Below are 16,534 nucleotides of genomic sequence, written 5' to 3' on the forward strand. Positions count from 1 at the left end.
TTAAAACTGGTCGGCTTTTACCGGCCAGTTTTTCATTCAATACCCGCCGCCGATTTGCTAGTCTAGCGGCACCTCTTATCAATAAATTCACTTCAATGCCCGAAAAAATGGCGAAAAGTATTGCCGATATTGCCCGTATTGTCGGTGTGTCAGAATCCACTGTGTCACGGGCGCTGAATGATAACCCGCTGATCGCCGAAAAAACCCGTCACAAGATTCAGAATGTGGCGCGGGAGCATAATTTCAAAATTAACGCCAAGGCGCGGGCGCTGCGGACCCAGAAGACCAATGTGATTGCGGTGGTGGTGTTATTTAAGGAGCGCACCGAGCGCGGTATTTCCGACCCCTTTTTGCTGGATATTCTCGGCGCCATTGCCGATGAGCTGACCTTGCATGGTTATGATATGTTGCTCTCCAATACCCGCACTGCCTCTGATGACTGGCGGGATTATTATTTTGATTCCAAACGGGCCGATGGCCTGATTGTGATAGGCCAGGGCGAGCATGACGCCCGTATCGATCGTCTCGCCACAGAAGATCTGCCCTTTGCGGTCTGGGGGGCGGCCCTGCCGGACAGTCAGTATTGTACGGTTGGCAGTGACAATAAAATGGGCGCCTATCTGGCGGTAACGCATCTTTTAAATCAGGGCTGTGAACATATCGCTTTTTTCGGCGATATAGCCCACAGCGAGATGGAGCAGCGCTGGCAGGGGTATTGCCTGGCCCTGCAGCAGGCCGGTAAGGACATCGACGAGTCACTGCGGTTTGCCACGGATTTCACCAGCGAGTCAGGTTATTCCAGTGCTAACCGTATGCTTAAGCAGCAGCCACTTAAGGTGGACGGTTTGTTTGCAGTGTCTGATGTGATTGCCCTTGGGGCGATGAAAAAACTGGTGGAGTCAGAGATCGCCATACCCGATGATATTGCTGTGGTGGGTTTTGACGATGTGGCCATGTCGATGTTCTGTCATCCCTCACTGACCACCATTCGCCAGCAAACCATGGAGGGCGGCAAACTGCTGGTCAATAAAGTTCTGGATAAACTGGCGGGCAGACCAGCCCGCTCACAGGTGCTGGATGTGCAACTGATAGTGCGGGAGTCGAGCAGAAAGGCCCATTGAGAGAGGTGTCAGGCGTGAAGCGTGAGGTGAAAACTAGAGACTAAACTCTGTGCCATAGACCTGATTGTAGTAATGGATCAATTCTTTATGCATATCAGCATCAAACCATTGCAGATGAATATCGAGATATTCACGTCTGCGGGAGAGCTGTGCAATGCTTTTTGAGATGGCATCTATGGCCTGTTTGCCTGCCTCTGAGCGTGAACAAAGTACGTAACCGGCAATAAAAGCCGGGGTTTCTTCTAGCCTGATATGAGCGATAGCCGGTTTTTCGGTGAACTGCTGGCTATACAGCTTAAATACATTGGGGTATTCGAATATGCCATCGACACGGCCTGTCATTAACATGGCCACCAGGCCTGAGCCCATATCTGTACCGCTGCGCTGCCAGATGCGCGGTTGCCACCGAGGGGCTTCTAATATCTGATCAAGCTCGTTGCCATATGAGCGGCCCTGCATGGTGCCTAACTGGATTTCGGGCGCCTTTTGCAATAGCTGATTCAGACTGAGCTCAGATGATGTCTCTGTGTTCAGTCCGATTTGTATTGCCAGCTCTTCGCGCAGATAAAGACGTAATCCGGGCACCACTGCCTGGGGCAGGGCGCTGGCAAGGCTGTAGTGCTGTCGTTCGGCATTATAAATCTTGTCGCCCACGCAGATATTGGGCTCCTGCTGCAAGCGCTTCAGGCCCCGTTGGGGATTGGTGGGCTCGACCTGAAACGCAACGCCATCCAATCCTTCAAGAATCAGGTCACGGAGCTGCTCGTCCATTCTGATGGATTTCTCAAATCCTGGGCTGGATTCTGCCAGCCAGATCATGGGAGCAGAGCTGACCGGCAGGGCGACAAATATCAGGATTAATACAAGACGTAACGACAACAACGATCACCTGCACAAAAATTGGTCGCGTATGCTACGCGATTTTTGTCTGATTGACCAAGTGCCGGCAGAGAAACGCTGACAATTTTAGTTTACAGTTAATCTTCTGGTGACGGACTGCCCTTATCCGCAGCGTTGTCCAGTATCTCGCCGGGTTTCAGTTCGCGAATATGAGCATACACTCTATCGGCCTGGTGCAGTACTCTGTCATCGCCAATGCCCACCGAATACATTCGGGCGTCAACAATGGCCTGCAGACCCGCCAGAGAATCTTCGACACCCACACACTGAGCGGGGGGATATTCAGCGCATCAGCCACGGTCAGAAAAATTTCCGGGTGGGGTTTGCCTTGTTTTATCTTGCCGGCATCGGCCACATAGTCAAAAGCATCTGTAATCCCCAGCCGGTCCAGTACCATCGCCGCATTTTTGCTTGCCGAGGCCAGGCCGATGGCAATGTTTCTGGCTTTCAGTGCATTAAACAGTTCAGTCACGCCCTCAAACAGGTCGGCTTTACTCATGCCGGCGATTAACTGCTGATAATGGCGATTTTTCTGTTCCGCCAGCTCCAGTATCTGCTTTTCCGGTAACCTTAAGCCGCCTTTTTGCAGAATAAACTGCAATGAGCCCATCCGATCAACGCCCTTAAGCTGTTCGTTGTCTGTTTTATCAAATTCTACACCGAGCTGATCGGCCAGGGCTTTCCAGGCCAGAAAGTGGTACTCGGCGGTATCGGTGAGTACACCATCGAGATCAAATATAAAGGCTTTGATGGTCATGGCTGTTTCTCCGCTTGAGTCTCAAGGGTGATGCTTTGTTGCAATGCCAGTTCAACGGCCTGGCCATGATGGAAAATGCTGATATTTTCGCCCTCAAGCAGATGATAGTGGCAATGCTGCCGGGCGACGCTGATTTTCAGGCGCCGCCCCAGGCAGTTAAGGTGAAAGCTGAAGCTCTGCCAGTTTGCCGGTAAGTGGGGCTCAAAATGCAACTGCTGATTGCGAATACGCAGGCCACCGAAACCATTGACGATGCCCATCCAGGAACCCGCCATACAGGCGGTATGAATACCGTATTCGGTGTTGCCATGACGATTGTCGATATCCATGCGCACCGTATCTTTGAAAAACTCATAGGCTTTTTGATATTGGCCGGTTTCTGCAAATTCGATGCTGTGTATACAGCTGGATAAGGTCGAGTCATGGGTTGTCAGTGGCTCGTAATAGTCCAGATTGCGCTTCTTCAGATCCTTTGAGAAGGCATCATCCAGCAGGTACATGGCCAGTATCACATCGGCCTGCTTGAGTACCTGATGGCGGTAAATCACCAGCGGGTGATAATGCAGCAGCAACGGGTAGTGATCGGCCGGAGTATTGGCAAAGTCCCAGGGCTTTTTATCCAGAAAGCTGTCGTCCTGCTTGCTGATACTTAAGTTGTTGTCATAGGGCAGGTACATCTTTTCAGCGGCCTGGCGCCAGGCGCTGATTTCTTCCATGTTAAGCGCCAGTTTGTCGCACAGCGCACTAAAGGCGTGTGGTGTTTCCTGCTTCAGCTTATCCGCCACCTGCACCGCAAACTGCAGGTGAGCGCGGGCCATGGCATTGGTGTAAAAATTGTTGTTAACAATGGCGGTGTATTCATCGGGGCCGGTCACGCCATCGATGCAGAACAGCCCGTTCTTGCGGGGGTTAAAATGCCCAAGGTCCAGCCACAGCCTGGCTGTTTCAAACAGCATTTCTGCGCCACAGTCCTGCATAAACTGCCAGTCGCCACTGGCCTGATAATAATTACGCAGTGCATGGGCGATGGCGGCATTAATATGGTACTGAGCGGTACCGGCCGGGAAAAAGGCTGAGCACTCATCACCGCCTATGGTACGCCAGGGGTAAAGTGCGCCTGTTTTGTGTGACATCTGTCTGGCTCGCTTTCTGGCGCCATCCAGGGTGTGGTAACGAAACTCCAGACATTTGCGGGCAATATCCGGATTGGTGGCAGACAAAAATGACAGAATATAGATTTCCGTATCCCAGAAGTAATGGCCGTCATAGCCATGGCCGGTAAGGCCCTTGGCGCCCATATTGCTGCGGCCATCCTTACCTGCAGACATAAACAAATGCAGCAGGTTAAAACGTATGCCTTGTTGCAGGCCTGCATCACCCTCAATTTCCACATCGCTGGATTGCCAGAACGCTGTGACCTTGCTGCTGTGCTGATCAAGCAGAGACTGCCAGCCCTGAGACCTGACTTCCTGCATGTCTTGTTTCAGTGCGGTTTCGATAGCGGCAAAATCCTGATCGCTGTTGTGGTGGTAGAGAATGTATTTGTCGATGACCAGCGTCTCACCCTGTTGCAGGTCAAATTCATACTCCAGCGCGGGACAGGGATCAGAATGGATCTCGCGCACCGACAACGGCGTATGGGAGAGCTGATGGCTGACTGAGGTACCGATGGCAAAAGGACTGTTGTTCACCTTGTGCAATAGTTGGATCTGCTGATTCTGCACAGTGGATTTTTGCAGCGTCAGGCTGTCTGCCATATTCAGCTGTCCCGCGCGGGGGTCGGCTTTATTGGCACTGAAGGAATAGTCCGCATCCACAGCGGATGAGAGGCTAATACGGCCGCAGAAATTCTCGGCGGTAATGTACGAGCGCAGCGCCAGCAGATTAGGGTGCGCCAATGACGCAAAGCGGCGGCTGGTGACACTGATTTGTTTGCCAGATTCACTTTGCCAGCGCATATCCCGGTTGAAGCTGGCATCTTTAAAATTCAGCCAGCGGCGGCCGGATTGGGCACTGCTGAAGCTGACTTTCTGGCCGTCCAGCGAGAATTGCATCACCTTGCCATTGGGCACCTGAAGCATCTTCTGATTGTGGCTGGCATAGCCATAGGCCACTTCACCATAGGTGATAGGCTCAGCATGATAAACGCCATTCAGGTAAGTGCCCTCACAGCTTGTTCCTTTGCCATCATGGCCTTCTTCCAGCGTACCTCTGGTACCCAGATAGCCATTGGCCAGGGCGAACAGGGTTTCTTCCAGCATGCTGTTGCTACTGTCAGTCTGTGTGCTGGTTAATTGCCAGGGTTCGGGAGCAAACAAATAATCCGTGCCTCTCGGTTGCATGGGCAGACTGTCCTTTTATCGGGATACTTGTGCCAAGGATAAGATTATTTACAAATAAATGCAATCGATTGCAATAATGTTAAATTAAGGTAAACTGCGTTTAAACTGTTAGCCTGCCTGGCAAAGGAATTTTCCTTGTGGCCGCGACTGGCGGGGCAACAATAATCCTGGATTCCGCAGTTGCGCGCGAGGTGAGAGTGCTATCGCCCGTGGGTCGACTGCCGAATTTAGGATAATTCTTTGGATTCAATACAGGTAGCCGTTTATGATTGCCAACCGCGTCAGGGTCAAGTACTCGCTGTTTCTTACCTATTTTGTGTTTGCCATATTGCTGAACAGTGTCGGCACTGTGATCCTGCAGGTGATCAACAGCTATGGAGTAAGCAAGGAAGCCGCCAGTGTGCTGGAGGGCTTTAAGGATCTGCCCATCGCCTTTGTGTCTTTTATCTTTGCCGCCTATCTGCCGAGATTCGGCTACCGCCGGGCCATGCTCACAGGCACCGCCATTGTTACGCTGGCCTGTTTACTGATGCCGCTGGTACCACAGTTCTGGATGAGCAAGCTGTTATTTCTGGCGGTGGGCTCGGCCTTTGGGCTGGTCAAGGTGTCGCTGTATTCCACAGTGGGCCTGATCACCGATGATCGTCAGCAGCACGCCTCTGTGATGAACACCATCGAGGGGCTGTTTATGGTGGGTGTGCTGTCGGGCTATTGGCTGTTCAGCGCTTTTATTGACGGCAGTAACCCGGGCTCAATGGCCTGGCTGAATGTGTACTGGTGGCTGGCAGCCCTGGCCGGCGCCAATTTTCTGATGATTTTGTTTACCCCTTATTCCAACCCGGTGCCAGAGCAGCACAGCCGACCCCTGACTGAATTTCTGGCCATGCTCAGACTGGCTTTTAAACCTCTGGTACTGGTGTTTATTCTGTCGGCTTTTTTGTATGTGCTGATTGAACAGGGCATAGGTACCTGGCTGCCTACTTTCAATAACGAAGTATTACACCTGCCGGCGGATATGAGTGTGCAGGCCACCAGTATTTTCGCCGCCTGTCTTGCTATCGGGCGGCTGGGTGCAGGGCAACTGATGCGCTTTATCAGCTGGTATCCGCTGTTAAATATCTGTCTGATTGCGATGGCGGCACTGATTTTAGTTTCTATGCCACTGGCCAGCCTGGCCGAAGTGAACCCGGGGATAAGTTGGGCGAGTGCGCCGGTCGCCGCCTTTTTGTTCCCCCTGATAGGCCTGTTTATGGCGCCAATCTATCCGGCGATTAATTCCATTATGTTGTCTTCATTACCCAAAGTGCAGCATTCGGCCATGACCGGGCTGATTGTGATCTTCTCTGCTTTGGGGGGGACGACAGGCTCAGTCATTACCGGGCTGGTATTCGGCCGCTTCGATGGCCAGAGTGCCTTTTACTTCTCGTTGTTACCGATTGTCGCGATTGCCATCACGCTGTTTTTCTTCTGGCGGGGAACAAAGAAGAGCTATATCAGTTAGATAGATAAAAACCTTGATATAATTGTGTTTATTCGGAACAGCTTTTAATATGTGCTGTAACTGATTCTGACAACAGGCTACATGTGAGAGCTTATTGGATACTGCTGGTATTTCTGATCAGCGCGTGCAGCCCCGGCCCGGAACTGAATATAGCCGGGAACCACTGGCTAGGTTACCAGCCTTATTATCTGGCAGCAGATAGCCAGTGGTCAGAATCCGGTACCAGAGTACGAGCCAACTTTACCCAACTTTCTTCCACTACCCACGTACTGCGAGTATTAGCTAATGGCCAGCTTGATGGCGCATTACTGACTCTGGACGAAGCTATCACCTTTGAGCAGCGGGCCGATTTGGGCCTGTGCGTGGCCATGGTGCTCAGCGCCTCAAAAGGGGCCGATGCGCTGGTGGTCAATCCTGACATTGTCGATCCGGACAGTGGCGATTTCAGCAATCTGAAGACCATAGGTTATGAGTCATCAGCCCTGGGCGGCTATATGTTCCGCAGAATTAAAGAAAAGCTTGCGCTGGATGAAAACAGAGTTGTTTCCAGATTATTGCAACCTGCCAGTCATTTTCGGGCCCTTAGTGAGGGGCAGGTGGACGGAGTGATTACCTTTGAACCATATCTGAGTAAATTATTGCAGGCGGGCTTTAAAGTTGCTTTCGACAGTACCGATATCAGCGGCGAGATCATCGATATTCTGGTCATGCGTGAAGATGTATGGCGTAACAATAAACGCAGCGTGCAACAGGTTATATGGCAGTACTGGCCGGTAGGATTGAATCTTCTTGAGCAGCGCCGCGCGTCTGATACCACCACTGCGGCGTTGCAGGCCAATACCGGGCTGCAGGAGCCCGCGCTTAGCCTGGCACTGAACAAAATGAGCTTTTACAAAGTAAAGGAGAGTCAGGCTTATTTACGGACTGAATTGAAAACACTGTCAATCTGATGACAGATTATCTTATCGAGCAGCAGGTTATCAGTTCGTCACCAGGTCTGGAGGCGTGCCCATGACCGCCTATCAGCAGGGCCGTATGCATTCTTTGCGGACTCAACTCACATTGATTTCTCTGGCAACCAGTATTCTGATTCTGATTATCATCGCTTTTGCGTTTGCCAGAGAGCAGCAGCACAGGGCCAGAACTCAGGCTCTTGGTGAACTTAAGACGACCAGTGCGCTGACCCAGGCCACGATCAACAGAGTTTTGCGCTTCGACATGCCTGAAGTGTTCGATGAGGTCTTTAGTGAACTGCACGTGCATCCAAAGATTAAAGCGGTGGCGATTGTTAACCAACAAGGCCGGTTCTTATATGGATATGGTAAGCAAAACCGGGACCGGCCGATCAAAGAACTGATGCCCCTGGTCGAACTGGAAAAAGTCAGGCAGGCAGCATCTACGTCACTAAGCGACTATGTGTTTCATTACAAGCAGGACAGATTGCTTGCTTATGTACCCGTCATTGCTGCTCAGGGCAATCTGATGGCCAATGAGCACTATGTTTTGCTTATTGAATATTACCATGCAAGTGGTTTCAGCCAACTGTTTGCAGCCCCTGTAACTGAAGTCTTCGTGCCGTTGGCCCTTATTCTCGGGGTCAGTTGGGGATTCTGGTTGCTGTTAAATACCATCATCACCAAACCCATCGGCAGACTGGTAGCCAGAGTCGAGCAGGCCGCTAAAGAGCCCGAGGCGCCGATAAATTTTGAACTGCGGACCGGCGGGAGTGAGATTCGTTTGCTGGCAGACGCCCTGGGGAATCTGCATAGAGAACGTCTGGCCTATGAAGACAATATCCGTCAACTGGCGTATTACGACACCCTCACTGGTCTGGCTAATCGGGTTGCTATTATTGAGCGCCTTGAAGAGTTCTCGGCTCAGCCAGAGGGCTTTGGGGCGGTTATTCTGATTGATGTGGATGGCCTGAAAAATATCAATGATGTGCGGGGCTTCAATTACGGCGATCAGGTACTGGTGTATATTGCCAACAAGCTGAGAGACTTAGGAGGCGAAAAATTGTCAGTGGGCCATCTGGGCTCTGATCTCTTTGTGATTATCTATCCGCCTGATTTTGATGATCCCGATATTGCAATTGCACAGGCAAAACAGTTTTCTGTAAAGCTGCAGGCTGAATTTCAGGCGCCGGTATGGCTGAAGGACGAATGGTTCAGCATCAATCTATCCATTGGTTTACTGTCTTACCCACAGAATCAGGGGCGGGCCGATGATATATTGCGCCATTGTGAAGTGGCAGTGCATCAGGCGAAAGAGAAAGGCGGAAATCAGATTACTCTCTATGATGATCAGTATAAGGCCCATCTGGAGCAGAATTTTATTATTCACTCAGGGTTATTAAATGCCTTAAAAGAAGATCAATTGAGTCTGTTTTTACAGGCAAAATATAATGCCGATACCAGCCTGGCAGGGGCCGAAGCGTTGTTGCGCTGGCAGCACCCTGAAAAAGGTATGATCAGCCCGGGGCTGTTTATTCCCATCGCAGAGAAATCCGATCTTATCGTTGACTTAGGTGACTGGATATTAGCTCAGTCACTGGCCTGGCTGGAGTCCACTCCTGTTGAAGACAGCTTTCAGCTATCGGTCAATATCAGTCCCCGTCAGTTTATGCGGACTGACTTTGTGACCAAGCTGGAAGCTCTGATGGCCAAATATCATACCCGGCCCAGCCAACTGGTGCTGGAGGTGACTGAAAGCCTGTTTATTGATGATATCGATGAGGTTAAACAGAAAATGCTCAGCCTGACCGAACTGGGCGTGCAATTTTCTATCGATGATTTTGGTACCGGCTACTCATCTCTGGCTTATATCAGGAGCCTCCCTGTGCAGGAGTTAAAGATAGATCGAAGCTTTATCAGTGAGATTGGCCAGGATAAAGGCGCCAGAGCTTTGGTGGAAGTGATAGTGGCGATTGCCCGGCATATGGGCTTTCGTATTGTGGCTGAGGGTGTTGAAACCAGGGAGCAGGTTGAACTACTCAACAGCATGGGCGCCATGGTGCTTCAGGGCTTTTACTTTGCCAGGCCGCAAGCCGCTTCAGATTGGTCTGTTAAGTAGTCCGGCTACATCAGCATCAGGGTCGCAGTACCTAAAAAGGCAAAGATGCCCACTACATCGGTAATAGTGGTCAGTATCACACCGCCTGCCAGGGCCGGGTCGATTTTCATCTTCTTAATCAGCAGGGGCAGGGTGGCCCCGGCCAGACCAGCGGCCACCATATTGATCATCATGGCAAAGGCAATCACGGCGCCAAGCATCAGATCATCTTTCCAAAGGGCTACCACACCGGCGATCAGCACAGCCCAGATGACGCCATTCAGCGCTCCCACCGCCAGCTCTTTGCCGATCAGCCAGCGACTGTTGCCACCGCTGACATGACCTAATGCCATGCCGCGGATCACCAGCGTCAGGGTCTGGCTGCCTGCGACACCGCCCATACTGGGTACTATGGTGTTGAGAATAGCCAGTACGGCGAGCTGACTTAAGGTTTCTTCAAACATATCACTGACCATGGCGGCCAGCAGCGCGGTGACCAGATTTACCCCCAGCCAGATGGAACGTTTCTGAGTACTTTTGAGCACCGGGGCAAAGGTGTCTTCTTCATCATCCAGACCCGCCATGCTCATCATGCTGTGTTCGGCTTCTTCACGGATAATGTCCACCACGTCATCGATGGTAATGCGCCCCAGCAGATGGTTCTCTTTGTCCACTACCGGTGCTGACACCCAGTTGTAACGCTCAAACATTTTCGCTACTTCACCTTCTGGCATATCCACCGGGATGCGCTCGGCGTCTTCATCCATCAGCTCTTCCACTGTCATATCGGCGGTGGCGGTTAAGAGTCGGATCACCGGTACCAGTCCAATCAACTTGTCATGGCGGTTTACCACATAGAAGGCATCGGTATCTTCAGGTATCTCTCCTTTTAAACGCAGATAGCGCAGAATGACATCCACTGTTACCTCGGGTCTTAAGGTAATAGTGTCGGTGTTCATAATCGAGCCGGCGGTATCTTCACCGAAAGACAGCGCCTGTTCTGCCCGCTGTCTGTCCTGCTCGTCCATGGAGCGCAATACTTCCTGGAAGATGGCATCCGGCAACCCGCGCAGCAGCTCGGCCAGATCGTCGGTGTCCATGTCTTCCAGCGCATCGGCGAGTTTTTCCGGCATCATCTGGCGGATAATGCCGTTACGCACATCTTCTGAGAGCTCTTCGAGAATGTCGCCGTGGAATTCGGGGTCAATCAGTTGCCATAATACGGCGCGGCTTCTGGCCGGGGTGGACTCGAGCAAAAACGCCACGTCCGGGGCCGGCATATGGTGCAGCATCTTGCGCACATGCACATACATACCGCTGCTCAGGGCATTATTGATGGTCTGAAGCTGTTGGTACGGAGATTGACTCTCGAAGGCTTGTTCCATGGTCCCTTATGCAACTTATTGATTTTCAGCTTAGTTTAGTGGATGTGAACGCGGAGATCAGCAGTTATCTGAGTCTGATTAGTGACTAAAGTACCATGGTTATTTATGGCCGGTAACGGTAAAGTCTGCGCAGGACATTTATTTACGACCGTTGTACTGGAATGGAAAACTTTTTCCTTGTTCTGATCTATCTGTTGATCGGCACGCAATTGCGCCGGGTCAGGCAGTTTCCGGCTGAGACCGGTATTGTCCTGAACCAGTATGTGCTTTATGTGGCCCTGCCGGCACTGGTGCTGCAAAAAATGCCATTACTGGAATTTTCCGCTCAGCTATGGATGCCCGCCGTATTGCCCTGGATGTTGTTGCTGATCACCGCCGGGGCGGTGTTGCTGGCCGGTAAGCTATGGAACTGGGAGCGCGGCGTGATTGGCGCACTGTTGGTGGTTCTGCCGCTGGGTAATACTTCATTTCTCGGTTTTCCCATGGTCGAAGCCTTCTACGGCGATACCGGTTTGCCCTTTGCAATTATCTACGATCAGGCCGGTTCGTTTCTGGCCCTTGCTACCTATTCCACCATTCTGGCTGCCTGGTTTAATCCTGCAACGGAAAAGCCGGGGGGCAAACAGATCCTGGCCAAGGTGCTGTTGTTCCCGGCCTTTATCGCCATGCTGCTGGGCCTGGCATTAAAAGGCTGGAGTTACCCGCCTTTTATGGAATTGTTGCTGGACTCTCTGGCCTCTACCCTGGTACCTGTAGTGATGATTGCGGTGGGCTTTCAGTTCCGCCTGCAACTGGATGGCGGGCAGAGTGCGCCATTGGCCTTTGCACTGGTATTTAAACTTGTGCTGATGCCGGTAATGGCACTGGGACTATTATGGCTGTTCCAGCCGCATCCCCTGTTAATTCAGGTGGCGGTATTTGAAGCGGCCATGCCGCCTATGGTTTCTGCGGGTGCACTGGCCATAGGCGCGGCGCTGGCGCCGAGATTTGTGGCGGCGCTTATTGGCCTTGGACTGTTTTGCAGTTTTCTGACCCTGCCGCTATGGTACTGGCTGTTAGGGGCGCTACAATAGCGGCTCGTTTGGGTATGGCAGGACCAGCAAGTGAGTGAAGTCAGGTTAATCAGGTTAAATAAATTTATCAGTGATTCGGGCTATTGTTCGCGCCGTGAAGCGGACAAACTGATTGAACAGGGCAAAGTCACCATCAATGGCGTGGTGCCTGAACTGGGCACTAAGGTGGCCCCGGGCGATAGCGTTGAGGTCAATGGTAGATCCATCGGCAGCAGCGCCGCCGATAAATCAGACCGGGTGTATATCGCCTATCACAAGCCGCCGGGCATTATCTGCACCACTGAGCGAAATGTACGGGGTAATATCGTCGATGCCATCAACCATCCCCAGCGTATTTTCCCGATTGGCAGACTGGATAAAGACTCTGAAGGTCTGATTCTGCTCACTACAGATGGTGATATCGTCAATAAAATTCTGCGTGCCGGCAATCGTCATGAAAAAGAGTATATTGTCACCGTCAACCAGCCTGTCAGTGAGCGGTTTGTGCGCCAGATGAGCAAAGGCGTGCCCATATTAGGCACCGTCACCCAGCCCTGTCAGGTGATCCCGCAAAGCCGTTTTGTGTTTAAGATTATTCTTACTCAGGGCCTGAACCGCCAGATCCGCCGTATGTGCGAATTCCTGGACTATGAAGTGACCAGACTAAAGCGCGTGCGGATTATGGATATTAATCTTGGCAATCTTAAGGCTGGAAAATGGCGTAATTTAACGGACCAGGAAATGGCCCGCATTAATCAGGCAGTACAACATTCTAAAAAGACGGTGGATGAGTGAGTTAGGAGTTAGGAGTTAGGAGTTAGGAGTTAGGAGTTAGGAGTTAGGAGTTAGGAGTTAGGAGTTAGGAGTTAGGAGTTAGGAGTTAGGAGTTAGGAAAAATTTTGACTAATCAAACACCTGAGTCAAGCTTTTTCTGCCTCACGCCTCACGCCTCACGCCTCACGCCTCACGCCTCACGCCTCACGCCTCACGCCTCACGCCTCACGCCTCACTCACTGCTCTTCATTAAACTTCTTCTGAATCAGCTGTTCTACGGCGGCCATGGCCGCTTCGGCGTCCTGGCCTTCGCTGACTACCCTGACTTCCTTGCCCATGCTGCTTTCCAGCATCATCAGGCCCAGTACACTGGTGGCAGACGCGGATTTATCGCCCTGATGGATGGTGACTTCGGCATCAAACTGATTGGCCAGTTTGGCCAGTTGAGTGGCGGCTCTGGCGTGCAGCCCGAGCTTATTCTGGATCAGCAGGATCTTTTCCAGTTTATCGGTACTCATTCCCGCGATAACTCCCGGTGCCGGATCTGCACATCAGGGTGTACCGCGCGAAAGGTTCTGGCCAGGCTCTCTGCCACATACACTGAGCGATGCTGGCCTCCTGTACAGCCGATGGCAATGGTCACATAACTGCGGTTATTGCGCTCGAGATGCGGCAGCCAGGTGGAGATCAAATTCTGTATCTGCCAGATAAATTTGGTGACGATGGCCTGTGAGCCGAGAAAGGTTTCTACCTGCGGATCTAACCCGGTCAGGTGTTTGAGCTCTGGTTCCCAGTGGGGATTTGGCAGAAAGCGGGCGTCAAATACGTAGTCGGCATCTTTAGGAATACCGTGTTTAAAGCCAAAGGACTCAAATACCAGCACCAGACGCGAGCTTTTCTTGCCCAGAATACGTTCACGCACCAGTTCGGCCAGTTGGTGTACTGACAGTTCACCGGTATCGATATAAAGATCGGCGCGTTCGGCGATAGGGGCCAGTAACACCGCTTCAGACTGGATGGCGTCAGTCAGGGACTTACTGCGCTTGGACAGAGGATGCAGACGGCGGGTTTCGCTGAAGCGCTTGATCAGCACATCGTCGCTGGCATCTAAGTATAAAATCATCAGTTCCCAGGTGGCAGGCAGGTAATCGAGTATCTCTACCAGCTCTTCGGGATCTTTGGGCAGGTTACGTACATCAATGCTCACTGCTACCTGATCGTATTCATCCACCACTGTATGGGTGAGGGTGGGCAGCAGGTTGACCGGAATATTATCCACACAGTAGTAGCCCAGGTCCTCCAGAGAGCGCAGCACGATGGATTTACCGGAGCCGGAGCGGCCACTGATGATAATGAGTTTCACACTATGGCCTCGTACAGTTCCTGATTGGTTTTAGCGTGGCGTAAGCGTTTTACCACGTCCTTGTCATTGAGTTTGGCGGCGATGGTGGCCAGGGTCTGCAAGTGGCCCTGGGCTTGTTCTTCAGGCACTAAAATGGCGAAGAAAATATCCACCGGCTGGTTGTCGATGGCGTCATAGGCCACGGGCCCGTCACTGGTGATCAGCACGGCCATGACTTTGTCCAGCCCGGCCAGGCGGCCATGGGGAATGGCAATGCCATTGCCAATGCCTGTGCTGCCCATTTTTTCGCGGCATAGCAGGCTGGTAAGAATAGGGTCGAGGTCAATGTCGGGCAGATGTTGATCGGCCACATCGCTGATGGTCTCGAAGATGCGTTTCTTGCTGGTGCCCTGAACTGCACAGATGGTGCAGTCAGGGGTCAGGATGTCTTTAATTTCCATGCGGAGTCAGTTTTAGTGTCGCTTGATCTTTTCTTTGTGTTTGATCACCTGTCGGTCAAGCTTGTCGATCAGGCCATCAATAGCGGCGTACATATCAGTGTGTTCGGAAGTGGCAAAGACTTCCGCGCCATGCAGGTGCAGTGTCGCTTCGGCTTTCTGATTGAGCTTTTCGACGTTCAGTATCACATGCACATTATTGATATGATCGAAATGTCGCTCCAACTTTGTAAACTTTGAGTCAACGTAATCTCGAAGAGAGTCGGTAATTTCAACGTGGTGTCCAGTAAGGTTGATTTGCATAATGCCTCTTCCTCTTGTTCGCCTATAACAGGCTTTTGCGTTGGTTGGACGGGGGAATCGACAGGGATTCCCGGTATTTTGCTATTGTTCGCCGGGCAACTTTAATACCTTGCTCGGCCAACAACTGTGCAATTTTGCTGTCGCTCAGGGGTTTGGCGGGTTTTTCTGCCGCCACCAGTTTTTTGATCAGAGCACGAATGGCGGTGGAGGAACATTCGCCGCCGCTTTCTGTGGCCACATGGCTGGAAAAGAAATACTTGAGCTCAAAAATGCCTCTTGGTGTGTGCATATATTTCTGCGTGGTCACTCTGGAGATGGTGGACTCGTGCATATCCACCATTTCAGCAACATCGTTGAGCACCATAGGCTTCATGGCCTCGGGGCCGTATTCGAAAAAGCCCTGTTGCTGCTGCACAATACAGTTTGCCACTTTCAGCAGGGTGTCATTGCGGCTTTCCAGGCTTTTAATAAACCACTTGGCTTCCTGCATATGGGAGCGGATAAACTGGCTGTCGCTGGCGTTCCTGGTATTCTTGCTCATCGCCGCGTATTGCTGATTGATACTCAGTTTAGGCAAGCTGTCGGGATTCAGTTCTACGGTCCAGCGGCCATTTTTCTTGGCTACCGATACATCGGGGATCACATATTCCGGTTCACTGGTAGCGATGGCACTGCCTGGCCTGGGGTTCAGGGTTTGTAATAAACGTAAGGCTTCACGCAGTTCATCCTCTTTAAGCCGGGCTTTGCGCATCAGGGTGCGGTAATCTTTGCTGGCCAGCAGATCACTGTATTCGAGGATCAGTGATTTTGCCTGCTCCAGCCATGGCGTTTCAGGGGGGAACTGACGTAATTGTACCAGCAGGCATTCCTGTACGCTGCGACTGCCGACGCCAACAGGGTCGAACATCTGAATGCGTTTAAGTACACAATCTACTTCATCCAGTTCTACTTCTTCATTGTCCAGGCTTTGCAGGATGTCTTCAGTGGTGACGGTCAGATAACCGACATCGTCAATAGAGTCGATAATGGCCATGGCAATGGCCTGGTCGGTGTCACTGAAATGGGTCAGACGCATTTGCCAGAGCAAATGATCCTGAATGCTGTCCGAGGTTTCCCCCTGATAGATATTGTCATCGGCGGCACTGACCGCAGAAGAACCGGGTGCCGATGAGGCGCTGTAATATTCATCCCAGGTAGTATCCATCGGCAGATCTTCGGGCAACTCCTGCTTTTCCAGGGCTTCGCCGGTTTCGATGCTGTCACTGTCTTTGCTGTTACTGGCTTCGTTGGACTCACCATTCAGGCTGTCGGCATCGCGGCGCTCTTCCGTATTCTGATCGGCAGATTCTTCTGTCTCCAGCAGCGGATTAGACTCCAGCGCCTCCTGGATCTCCTGTTGTAAATCCAGCGTGGACAGTTGCAACAGGCGAATCGCCTGCTGCAACTGAGGCGTCATGGTAAGTTGTTGGCTGAATTTTAACTGTAATGCAGGCTTCATTTACTTCTTATTCTGGTTCCGAGGGCCTTGGTTACGGGTATTCCGGCTTC

Annotated in this window: 15 protein-coding genes; 6 read left to right on the forward strand and 9 right to left on the reverse strand. The window is 51.7% G+C overall.

The annotated features are described in order from the left end of the window. Nucleotides 1–107 precede the first annotated feature (107 nt). Entirely contained in the window at nucleotides 108–1,121 is a 1,014-nt protein-coding gene (locus AT746_RS03175; RefSeq protein WP_231730999.1) for a LacI family DNA-binding transcriptional regulator, read from the forward strand. Nucleotides 1,122–1,154: 33 nt separating this feature from the next. Here the strand turns inward: AT746_RS03175 and AT746_RS03180 are convergent, their stop codons facing one another. The 3 genes from AT746_RS03180 to AT746_RS03190 all read right to left on the reverse strand — a co-directional run bounded on the left by AT746_RS03180 (nucleotide 1,155) and on the right by AT746_RS03190 (nucleotide 5,120). After that, on the reverse strand, nucleotides 1,155–2,000 hold the full coding sequence (locus AT746_RS03180; protein ID WP_062476328.1) for a hypothetical protein: 846 nt from the start codon (nucleotides 1,998–2,000) through the stop codon (nucleotides 1,155–1,157). 157 nt (nucleotides 2,001–2,157) lie between these two features. Further along, nucleotides 2,158–2,778 (reverse strand): beta-phosphoglucomutase, encoded by a 621-nt coding sequence (pgmB, locus tag AT746_RS03185; RefSeq protein WP_231731000.1) that lies wholly within the window; start codon nucleotides 2,776–2,778, stop codon nucleotides 2,158–2,160. After that, entirely contained in the window at nucleotides 2,775–5,120 is a 2,346-nt protein-coding gene (locus tag AT746_RS03190) for a glycoside hydrolase family 65 protein (RefSeq protein ID WP_062476331.1), read from the reverse strand. Before AT746_RS03190 ends, pgmB begins: the two co-directional genes overlap by 4 nt. A 265-nt stretch (nucleotides 5,121–5,385) precedes the next feature. Between AT746_RS03190 and AT746_RS03195 the strand changes: the two genes are divergently transcribed. From AT746_RS03195 to AT746_RS03205, 3 genes are all read left to right on the forward strand, one after another. Beyond that, nucleotides 5,386–6,621 carry an MFS transporter gene (locus tag AT746_RS03195; protein ID WP_062476334.1) on the forward strand — a complete coding sequence of 412 codons (1,236 nt, stop codon included), beginning with the start codon at nucleotides 5,386–5,388 and terminating at the stop codon, nucleotides 6,619–6,621. Between the two features lie 83 nt (nucleotides 6,622–6,704). Next, the gene (locus tag AT746_RS03200) at nucleotides 6,705–7,571 is read left to right on the forward strand and encodes an ABC transporter substrate-binding protein (RefSeq protein ID WP_062476336.1); all 867 of its coding nucleotides are present in this window, start codon (nucleotides 6,705–6,707) and stop codon (nucleotides 7,569–7,571) included. 61 nt (nucleotides 7,572–7,632) lie between these two features. Beyond that, nucleotides 7,633–9,693 (forward strand): putative bifunctional diguanylate cyclase/phosphodiesterase, encoded by a 2,061-nt coding sequence (locus tag AT746_RS03205; protein ID WP_062476339.1) that lies wholly within the window; start codon nucleotides 7,633–7,635, stop codon nucleotides 9,691–9,693. 5 nt (nucleotides 9,694–9,698) lie between these two features. Here the strand turns inward: AT746_RS03205 and mgtE are convergent, their stop codons facing one another. Then, a complete protein-coding gene (gene mgtE / locus AT746_RS03210) occupies nucleotides 9,699–11,057 on the reverse strand; it encodes a magnesium transporter (protein WP_062476342.1) in 1,359 nt (452 codons plus the stop codon). 161 nt (nucleotides 11,058–11,218) lie between these two features. Between mgtE and AT746_RS03215 the strand changes: the two genes are divergently transcribed. Then, nucleotides 11,219–12,130, forward strand: coding sequence for an AEC family transporter (locus tag AT746_RS03215; protein ID WP_062476344.1), 912 nt, complete (start codon nucleotides 11,219–11,221; stop codon nucleotides 12,128–12,130). Nucleotides 12,131–12,160: 30 nt separating this feature from the next. Further along, complete coding sequence (gene rluF / locus AT746_RS03220) at nucleotides 12,161–12,904, forward strand: 23S rRNA pseudouridine(2604) synthase RluF (protein WP_062476347.1); 744 nt, start codon at nucleotides 12,161–12,163, stop codon at nucleotides 12,902–12,904. 215 nt (nucleotides 12,905–13,119) lie between these two features. Here the strand turns inward: rluF and AT746_RS03225 are convergent, their stop codons facing one another. The 5 genes from AT746_RS03225 to AT746_RS03245 are packed head-to-tail and all read right to left on the reverse strand — an operon-like array spanning nucleotide 13,120 to nucleotide 16,484. Beyond that, on the reverse strand, nucleotides 13,120–13,401 hold the full coding sequence (locus tag AT746_RS03225; protein ID WP_062476351.1) for an HPr family phosphocarrier protein: 282 nt from the start codon (nucleotides 13,399–13,401) through the stop codon (nucleotides 13,120–13,122). Next, entirely contained in the window at nucleotides 13,398–14,246 is an 849-nt protein-coding gene (rapZ, locus tag AT746_RS03230) for an RNase adapter RapZ (protein ID WP_062476354.1), read from the reverse strand. The genes AT746_RS03225 and rapZ overlap by 4 nt, the downstream gene beginning before the upstream one ends. Further along, nucleotides 14,243–14,686, reverse strand: coding sequence for a PTS IIA-like nitrogen regulatory protein PtsN (ptsN, locus tag AT746_RS03235; RefSeq protein ID WP_062476357.1), 444 nt, complete (start codon nucleotides 14,684–14,686; stop codon nucleotides 14,243–14,245). Before ptsN ends, rapZ begins: the two co-directional genes overlap by 4 nt. A gap of 12 nt (nucleotides 14,687–14,698) precedes the next feature. After that, nucleotides 14,699–14,986, reverse strand: a complete 288-nt coding sequence (gene hpf, locus AT746_RS03240) for a ribosome hibernation promoting factor (RefSeq protein WP_062476360.1) — start codon at nucleotides 14,984–14,986, stop codon at nucleotides 14,699–14,701. Nucleotides 14,987–15,008: 22 nt separating this feature from the next. Continuing rightward, a complete protein-coding gene (locus tag AT746_RS03245) occupies nucleotides 15,009–16,484 on the reverse strand; it encodes an RNA polymerase factor sigma-54 (protein WP_062476363.1) in 1,476 nt (491 codons plus the stop codon). Nucleotides 16,485–16,534: the final 50 nt, after the last annotated feature.

The organism is Lacimicrobium alkaliphilum, from assembly GCF_001466725.1.
GTDB classification, from domain to species: Bacteria; Pseudomonadota; Gammaproteobacteria; order Enterobacterales; family Alteromonadaceae; genus Lacimicrobium; species Lacimicrobium alkaliphilum_B.

Bases quoted from the DNA above. Each gene is read 5' to 3' on its own strand.
- ptsN (WP_062476357.1), bottom strand. From the start codon at position 14,686: ATGGAAATTAAAGACATCCTGACCCCTGACTGCACCATCTGTGCAGTT.
- hpf (WP_062476360.1), bottom strand. From the start codon at position 14,986: ATGCAAATCAACCTTACTGGACACCACGTTGAAATTACCGACTCTCTT.
- AT746_RS03225 (WP_062476351.1), bottom strand. From the start codon at position 13,401: ATGAGTACCGATAAACTGGAAAAGATCCTGCTGATCCAGAATAAGCTC.
- AT746_RS03245 (WP_062476363.1), bottom strand. From the start codon at position 16,484: ATGAAGCCTGCATTACAGTTAAAATTCAGCCAACAACTTACCATGACG.
- AT746_RS03195 (WP_062476334.1), top strand. From the start codon at position 5,386: ATGATTGCCAACCGCGTCAGGGTCAAGTACTCGCTGTTTCTTACCTAT.
- AT746_RS03190 (WP_062476331.1), bottom strand. From the start codon at position 5,120: ATGCAACCGAGAGGCACGGATTATTTGTTTGCTCCCGAACCCTGGCAA.
- mgtE (WP_062476342.1), bottom strand. From the start codon at position 11,057: ATGGAACAAGCCTTCGAGAGTCAATCTCCGTACCAACAGCTTCAGACC.
- AT746_RS03175 (WP_231730999.1), top strand. From the start codon at position 108: ATGGCGAAAAGTATTGCCGATATTGCCCGTATTGTCGGTGTGTCAGAA.
- AT746_RS03205 (WP_062476339.1), top strand. From the start codon at position 7,633: ATGACCGCCTATCAGCAGGGCCGTATGCATTCTTTGCGGACTCAACTC.
- AT746_RS03215 (WP_062476344.1), top strand. From the start codon at position 11,219: ATGGAAAACTTTTTCCTTGTTCTGATCTATCTGTTGATCGGCACGCAA.
- pgmB (WP_231731000.1), bottom strand. From the start codon at position 2,778: ATGACCATCAAAGCCTTTATATTTGATCTCGATGGTGTACTCACCGAT.